The organism is Streptomyces africanus, from assembly GCF_002150735.1.
In the GTDB taxonomy this organism is placed as follows: Bacteria; Actinomycetota; Actinomycetes; order Streptomycetales; family Streptomycetaceae; genus Streptomyces; species Streptomyces africanus.
In genome coordinates this window covers 1-7,253 of record NZ_MUKA01000517.1, presented here as the reverse complement: position 1 = coordinate 7,253, position 7,253 = coordinate 1, and the positions used below count along the sequence as shown (strand labels likewise).

10 protein-coding genes are annotated in these 7,253 nt (G+C 72.9%); 4 read left to right on the top strand and 6 right to left on the bottom strand.

The window, feature by feature from the left end; all coding sequences use genetic code 11:
- Nucleotides 1-6: 6 nt before the first annotated feature.
- Nucleotides 7-660 carry a cupredoxin domain-containing protein gene (locus CCL05_RS41195; protein ID WP_086565686.1) on the top strand — a complete coding sequence of 218 codons (654 nt, stop codon included), beginning with the start codon at nucleotides 7-9 and terminating at the stop codon, nucleotides 658-660.
- 1 nt (nucleotide 661) lies between these two features.
- On the opposite strand, the gene CCL05_RS41190 is transcribed toward CCL05_RS41195, so the two are convergent.
- Nucleotides 662-1,165, bottom strand: a complete 504-nt coding sequence (locus tag CCL05_RS41190) for a CGNR zinc finger domain-containing protein (protein ID WP_086565685.1) — start codon at nucleotides 1,163-1,165, stop codon at nucleotides 662-664.
- A 130-nt stretch (nucleotides 1,166-1,295) separates the two neighbouring features.
- Here CCL05_RS41190 and CCL05_RS41185 point away from each other — a divergent pair, with 130 nt between their 5' ends.
- Together CCL05_RS41185 and CCL05_RS41180 are read left to right on the top strand one after the other, a co-directional pair.
- Entirely contained in the window at nucleotides 1,296-1,667 is a 372-nt protein-coding gene (locus CCL05_RS41185; RefSeq protein ID WP_086565684.1) for a VOC family protein, read from the top strand.
- A 14-nt stretch (nucleotides 1,668-1,681) separates the two neighbouring features.
- On the top strand, nucleotides 1,682-2,077 hold the full coding sequence (locus tag CCL05_RS41180) for a VOC family protein (protein WP_086565683.1): 396 nt from the start codon (nucleotides 1,682-1,684) through the stop codon (nucleotides 2,075-2,077).
- 12 nt (nucleotides 2,078-2,089) lie between these two features.
- Here CCL05_RS41180 and CCL05_RS41175 read toward each other — a convergent pair whose 3' ends face one another.
- Entirely contained in the window at nucleotides 2,090-3,241 is a 1,152-nt protein-coding gene (locus tag CCL05_RS41175; protein ID WP_107400587.1) for a dipeptidase, read from the bottom strand.
- 112 nt (nucleotides 3,242-3,353) lie between these two features.
- Nucleotides 3,354-3,713 (bottom strand): MerR family transcriptional regulator, encoded by a 360-nt coding sequence (locus CCL05_RS41170; RefSeq protein ID WP_086565682.1) that lies wholly within the window; start codon nucleotides 3,711-3,713, stop codon nucleotides 3,354-3,356.
- Between the two features lie 53 nt (nucleotides 3,714-3,766).
- Between CCL05_RS41170 and CCL05_RS41165 the strand changes: the two genes are divergently transcribed.
- Nucleotides 3,767-4,900, top strand: a complete 1,134-nt coding sequence (locus CCL05_RS41165) for an alkene reductase (protein ID WP_086565681.1) — start codon at nucleotides 3,767-3,769, stop codon at nucleotides 4,898-4,900.
- Here CCL05_RS41165 and CCL05_RS41160 read toward each other — a convergent pair.
- The 3 genes from CCL05_RS41160 to CCL05_RS41150 form a co-directional block, all read right to left on the bottom strand.
- Nucleotides 4,849-6,027, bottom strand: coding sequence for a dipeptidase (locus CCL05_RS41160; protein ID WP_086565680.1), 1,179 nt, complete (start codon nucleotides 6,025-6,027; stop codon nucleotides 4,849-4,851). The genes CCL05_RS41165 and CCL05_RS41160 overlap by 52 nt on opposite strands.
- A gap of 5 nt (nucleotides 6,028-6,032) precedes the next feature.
- Entirely contained in the window at nucleotides 6,033-6,560 is a 528-nt protein-coding gene (purE, locus tag CCL05_RS41155; protein ID WP_244204584.1) for a 5-(carboxyamino)imidazole ribonucleotide mutase, read from the bottom strand.
- On the bottom strand, nucleotides 6,557-7,253 hold a 697-nt coding region (locus tag CCL05_RS41150; protein ID WP_086565678.1), incomplete at its 5' end, for a 5-(carboxyamino)imidazole ribonucleotide synthase. The genes CCL05_RS41150 and purE, both read right to left, overlap by 4 nt.

Here is a 7,253-nt window from a genome sequence, read left to right as displayed (position 1 = left end):
GTCACCGTGGAGCCGGCCGGGCAGGCGTCGGCGGCCTCGTACAGCGTGACGATGAAGGGGTACGCCTTCTCGCCCGCGAGCCTGAGCATCCCGGCCGGCTCCACGGTGACCTGGACCAACCAGGACACGGCGCCGCACGACGTGAAGACCACCTCGGGCCCGGTCTCGATCCACTCCCCGATGCTCGACAAGGGGCAGAGCTGGAGCTTCACGTTCACCACGGCCGGGTCGTACGGCTACGTCTGCACCGTCCACCCGAACATGACGGCCGGGATCACGGTCCGCGCGGCGGCACCGGCGACGACGGCGGCACCGACGGCGCACGAGCACACCGGCTCCTCCTCGGGACACCGGCCGACCGCGCCGAACCGCACCACGCCGGGCGGCGGGACGCCGACGATGCGCATGCCGTCCTCGTCACCGTCCCCCACCGGGTCCGCCTCGTCCACCGCCTCCCCGGCGGCAGCGGGCCAGTCACCGCCGGCGTCCCCGCCCGCGCAGGCCGCGCAGCAACCGCAGACCCAGACGGCCGCCTCATCCACCCGCCCGCTCGACCCGCTGCTCTTGCTGACCGGCGTCGTCGCGGGTGTCGCGGTGCTGTGCCTGCTCCTGGTCGGCTCGCGGGCATCGGCGCCCCGGGCGCCCCGGGAGGAGGCGTAGGTCAGCCCTTCGCCCGGTAGCGGCGCATCTTCGCCCGGGCGCCGCAGACCTGCATCGAGCACCAGCGGCCCCGGCCGGCCGGGCTGCGGTCGTAGTACGCCCAGAGGCAGTCGGCGGCCTCGCAGGCCTTGAGCCTGCTCCAGGTGCCGGCGACGAGCGCCTCGGCGACGGCCGCCGCGACACGGGAGAGCAGGGGGCCCTCGTCGGCCGGGGCGAGGGCCGCCGAGCCGTCCCGCCGGTCCACCGCCACCAGCAGCGGCGCCCCGGCCAGCAGATCGCCCAGCGGGGTCACCTCGCGGTGCGGCGGGTGGCCCGCGTGGGCGAGCAGGACCACGCGCAGGGACTCACGCAGGGCCCGGGCGTCCTCCACCTCGTCCCGTGTGATCCCGAAGCGTGCCCGGCCCTCCGCCGTGTCCAGCGAGTCGGCACCCGACTCGATGTCCAGCGTGTTCACCAGGGCCTCGACCAGGGCCAGGCCGCCGGGCGCGGGCGATCTCTCCGTCATGGCTGGACCGTACCTCTCGCGTTTTCCCTTGCGAGGTTACCGCCAATGCGGGAGCATGCAGTAACGGTTACCGGTTACCCGACCCATGAAGGTAACCCGTGAAGGTAACAGCCGCTTCAAGGAGGAAGTCATGGCTCTGGCCAAGCTGGGTGTCGTCGTCCTGGACTGTCCCGACCCGCGCGCACTGGCCGGTTTCTACGCCGAGGTGCTCGGCGGCACTCCCACGGTGGAGGCCGACGACTCGGGCGAGTGGGTCGACCTGAAGGTGCCGGGCGGAGCGGCCCTGGCCTTCCAGGAGTCCCCCGGGTACGTGCCGCCGACGTGGCCGTCGTCCGACGGCTCGCAGCAGTTCCATCTCGACCTGGTCGTGGAGGACCTGGACGCGGCGGAGAAGGGCGTGCTGGCGCTCGGCGCGAAGCCGCTGGACGCCGAGGACCGGACGCGGACGTTCCGGGTTTACGCCGATCCGGCCGGGCACCCGTTCTGCCTCTGCGCCAGCTGACACCGGGAGGCCCCATGCCTGCAGTGGCACGTTTCCGTTCGGTCGTCGTCGACTGCCCCGACCCGCGCGCGCTGGCCCGTTTCTACGCGCAGGTCGGGGGCGGCACGCCCGAGGACGACGACCCCGACTGGGTGGTGCTGCGGATCCCCGACGGGCCGCGGCTCGCCTTCCAGCGCTCGCCCGGGTACACCCCGCCGGAGTGGCCCCGGTCCGACCGCAACGCCCAGCAGCTCCACCTGGACTTCGACGGCGGGTCGACCTGGGAGGAGATCGACGCGGCCGAGGAGCGGGTGCTGGCGCTCGGGGCGCGGGTGCTGGACCGGGAGGACTACGAGAAGAAGGACTTCCGGGTGTACGCCGACCCGGCGGGGCATCCGTTCTGCCTGTGCCGGATCGAGCACACCGCCTGAGTCACCCGCCGGTCACCCGTCCAGCTCGGAGATGGTCGCCCTCGACGGCTCGCGCCGCTGCTGGGCGGCGCGGGCGGTGAAGTCGGCGCCGCGCAGCACCCGCTGGACGTTGCCCCAGGTCAGCAGGGCCACGTCGGCCTCGTCCCAGCCGCGTCGCAGCAGCTCGGCGATCAGCCGCGGATAGCCGGAGGCGTCGCCGAGCTCATGCGGGTGGGCCGAGCCCGAGTCGTACTTGCCGGACAGCCCGACGCACTGCGCCCCGGCCACGCCCCGGATGTGGTCGAGATGGTCGGCGACGTCGCGGACGGTCGGGCCGGTCTGCTCGGCGGTCAGCGGCACCAGGCACAGCCCCTTGGCCGCGCCCAGCTCCGCCAGCAGGTCGTCGGGGAGGTTGACCGGGTGGGGGCGCAGCGCCCGGGCGGCGGAGCGGCTGAACAGCACGGGCGCCCGGGACAGGCTCAGCACCCGGCGGACCGTCGGCGCTGAGGCCCCGGAGAGGTCCGCGATCACGCCGATCCGGTTCATCTCGCGCACGACCTCCTCGCCGAACCGCGTCAGCCCCGCGTCGCTCGCCCAGGACACCCCGGTCAGCGTCAGCACGCGCAGGCCGAGGAGGTGCAGCTGGCGCAGGATGCCCAGCGAGTCGCCCACGGCCGGGGCCCCGGCGGGACCGAGGAGCACGGCGACGCGGCCGCAGTTGCGGGCGTCCGCGACCTGCCCCGCCGTACAGGCCGGCCGCAGTCCCTCGGCGCAGGTCCGGGCGACGGTCTTGGCCAGGTCGAGCTGCTCCAGGGTGGCGCCGACGGCCCGGTCGCCGTCCAGGCCCTCGGGCAGGTGCAGGGACCAGAACAGCGCGCCCACATGCCCGCGGCGCAGGCGGGGCACGTCCGTGCCGACGGTGCTCTCGCCCTCCTCCAGGTCGTAGTAGGACAGGCGCTTGAGTGCCCAGGGCAGTCCGTTGTAGCCGTCGGCGACGGGATGGGCGGCGAGGATGGCGTGGGCCCGGGTCATCGGCGCGTCGTCCGGGTCGGAGACGGGCTCATAGGGCTCCGCCGGGTCCGCCCGGTCCGCCGCCGTGACGGCCTCGTCGGGGTACGGCTCGGACAGGTCGTCGAACTCACCGGCCGCGGCGGTGGGACGCAGGTCGTCCTGGAGGTCTGCCATGGCGGCTCCGTACGGTCGCTCGTGAGGTACGGTCACCGTCGCACGGAGCGCCGGGGGGTTCCTGGTGGGCGGTGCGTTCGGAGTACGGCCCCGGCCTCGTGCGGCGACGCTCTCAAGGCACCCGCGCCGCCTCGATCACCTCGTCCAGGGTGTCCCGGGAGCGGATCAGGTCGGCGATCATCCGGTCGATGCGGGCGCGCTCGGCGGTGAGCTCGGTGACCAGGTTGGGCGTGGCGCGCACCGAGGGCCCGCCGTCCGTGTCCCGCATGCACGGCAGGAGCTGGACGATCTTCTCGCTGCACAACCCGGCCGCGAACAGCTCCTGGATCCGGATGACCCGGTCCACGGCCGCCTCCGGGTACTCCCGGTGCCCGCCGGGCGTCCGCTCGGCGGTGAGCATCCCCTGCTTCTCGTAGTAGCGCAGCGACCGCTCGCTGACGTTGGTGCGCCGGGCCAGTTCACCGATCCGCACGTCCCACTCCCGGGCTTGAATCTGACATTGGTGTCAGGTTCTAGCGTACGGGCATGACGCAGCACACGACAGCACTCCTCGAACCGGCTCGTCTCCCCGGGCTGGACCTGCCCAACCGTCTGGTGATGGCACCCCTGACCCGCAACCGGGCCGAGGCCGACGGAACCCCGACCCCGCTCATGGCCACGTACTACGCCCAGCGCGCCTCCGCCGGGCTGATCATCGCCGAGGCCGCGACGCCGAACGCGGTCGGGCAGACGTACCCGAACATCACCGCCGTCCACAGCCCGGCGCACGTGGCCGGCTGGCGGCAGGTCACGGACGCGGTCCGGGAGGCGGGCGGCCGGATGTTCCTCCAGCTCCAGCACGGCGGCCGGGTCGGCCACCCCGCGACCAGCGGGCTGACCCCGGTCGCCCCCTCACCCGTCCCGCTCCCCGAGACGATCTTCACGCCGGAGGGTCACCAGCCGGCCCCGGTGCCGAGGGAGATGACCGCCGAGGACATCCGCACCACCGTCGCGGACTTCGCGAAGGCCGCCCGCAACGCCCTGGACGCCGGGTTCGAGGGCGTGGAGGTGCACTCCGCCAACGGTCATCTGCTCCATCAGTTCCTCGCCCGCAACACCAACCTCCGCACCGACGGCTACGGCGGACCGGTCGCCGCCCGGATCCGGTTCACCGCCGAGGTGACCGAGGCCGTGGCCGCCGAGATCGGCGCGGAGCGAGTGGGTCTGAGGGTCTCCCCCGGCAACACCGTCAACGGCATCGACGAGGGCGAGACGGAGGAGCTCTACCCGGCGCTCGCCGAGCGGCTCGGCGGGCTGGGGCTCGCGTATCTGCACCTGGGATACGCCGACCCGGAGACCCCGGTGTACCGGAAGGTGCGCGCCGCATGGCCCGGGGTGATCGTCGCCAACCCGGTGCTGAAGGAGATCTCCACGGACGGTGTGCTCCGGGCGTCCGAGGAGCTGCTGGCCGCCGGGGCCGACCTGATCGCGCTCGGCCGGCCCTTCCTCGCCAACCCGGACCTGGTGACGCGGCTGCGGCACGGGGCGCCGTTGAACGAGATGCGCGACCGGTACTTCATGTACGTGGGCGGGGCGACCGGCTACACCGACTACCCCGCCCTCGACGCTCAGCCGTCGAGCGACTCGATCGTCGCGTTGGACGGCGACCGCGTCGCCTGAAGCCCCCGGGCCACCTCCTCCGCCGCGTCCAGCACCCGGACCGCGTTCTTCCAGGTCAGCTTCGCCAGGTCGGCCTTGGACCAGCCGCGGTCCAGCAGTTCCGCGATCAGGTTCGGGTAGCCGGAGACGTCGTCCAGGCCGTCGGGGGTGAAGGCCGTGCCGTCGTAGTCGCCGCCGATGCCGAGGTGGTCGATGCCGGCCGCCTCGCGCATGTGGTCCAGATGGTCGGCGACCGTGGAGACGGTGGCCACCGGGCGCGGGTGCAGCTCTTCGAAGGCGCGGTGGACCTTCATGGCATCCGCGGTGGTGTCGAGGTGGTGGAAGCCGTGGGCGCGCATGTTGTCGTCGGCCGCGGCCGTCCAGTCGACGGCGGCCTGGAGCACGAACTTCGGCACGAACGTCACCATGGCCATGCCGCCGTTGGCGGGCAGCCGCTCCAGCACGTCGTCCGGGATGTTGCGCGGGTGGTCGCACACGGCCCGCGCCGAGGAGTGGGAGAAGATCACCGGGGCGGAGCTCGTGTCGAGCGCGTCGCGCATGGTCGTCGCGGCCACGTGGGAGAGATCGACGAGCATGCCGAGCCGGTTCATCTCCCGCACGACCTCCCGGCCGAACGCGGTGAGGCCGCCGGCCCTGGGCTCGTCGGTCGCGGAGTCCGCCCAGTCGACGTTGTCGTTGTGGGTGAGCGTCAGATAGCGCACGCCCAGCCCGTACAGACCCCGCAGCGTGCCCAGGGAGTTGGCGATGGAGTGGCCGCCCTCCGCGCCCATGAGGGAGGCGATCCGGCCCTCCCGGCGCGCGGCCTCCATGTCGGCGGCCGTCAGCGCGGGCCGCAGGTCCTCCGGGTGACGGCCGATCAACTGCCGTACGCAGTCGATCTGTTCGAGCGTGGCGGCGACCGGGTCGGGCAGGTCCGTGCGGACGTACACCGACCAGTACTGCGCGCCGACCCCGCCCGCGCGCAGCCGCGGGATGTCGGTGTGCAGATGGGCGCTCTGGTCGGCGGCGACATCACGGGCGTCGAGGTCGTAGCGGACCTGTTCGCGCAGCGCCCAGGGCAGGTCGTTGTGCCCGTCGACGACCGGGAACTCGCCCAGGAGTTCCCGGACCGCCGCCACGGAGGTCATCGTCGTCACTTCCCCGCGCCGAAGCCGAAGCCGCCCGAGCCCTCGACCTTGGAGCGCAGGCGCTTGCCCTTCTCGGTGGCCTGGTCGTTCAGCTCCTGCTGGAACTCGCGCATCCGGGCGCGGAGCTCGCCGTCGTGCGCGGCGAGGATGCGGGCCGCGAGCAGACCGGCGTTGCGGGCACCGGCGACGGAGACCGTGGCGACCGGCACACCGGCCGGCATCTGCACGATCGACAGCAGGGAGTCCATGCCGTCGAGGTACTTCAGCGGCACGGGCACGCCGATGACCGGCAGCGGTGTCACGGAGGCGAGCATGCCGGGCAGGTGGGCGGCACCGCCGGCCCCGGCGATGATCACCTTGAGTCCACGCTCGTCGGCCTGCTCGCCGTACGCGACCATCTCGCGCGGCATGCGGTGCGCGGAGACGACGTCGACCTCGTAGGCGATCTCGAACTCGTCGAGGGCCTTGGCGGCGGCCTCCATGACGGGCCAGTCGCTGTCCGACCCCATGACGATGCCAACAACAGGGCTCATTCGGTGATGGTGCCTCTCAGGTAGCCGGCTGCGTGACGGGCGCGCTCCAGCACGTCGTCGAGGTCGTCGCCGTAGGTGTTGACGTGACCGACCTTGCGGCCGGGCTTCACGTCCTTGCCGTACATGTGGATCTTGAGCTGGGGGTCGCGGGCCATGCAGTGCAGGTACGCCGAGTACATGTCCGGGTAGTCGCCGCCGAGGACGTTGACCATGACCGTCCAGGTGGCGCGCGGGCGCGGGTCGCCGAGGGGCAGGTCCAGGACCGCCCGGACGTGGTTGGCGAACTGGCTGGTGACGGCGCCGTCCATCGACCAGTGGCCGGAGTTGTGCGGGCGCATCGCCAGCTCGTTGACGAGGATGCGGCCGTCGCGCGTCTGGAACAGCTCGACGGCGAGGTGCCCGACGACGCCGAGTTCCTTGGCGATGTTCAGCGCCATCTCCTCGGCCCGCAGGGCGAGGGCCTCGTCGAGGTCCGGGGCCGGGGCGATGACCGTGTCGCAGACGCCGTTGACCTGGCGCGACTCCACGACCGGGTAGGCGACGGCCTGGCCGTGCGGGGAGCGGACGACGTTGGCGGCGAGCTCGCGGACGAAGTCGACCTTCTCCTCGGCGAGCACGGGGACACCGGCCTTGAAGGGGTCGGCGGCCTCCTCGACGGAGTCGACGACCCACACGCCCTTGCCGTCGTAGCCG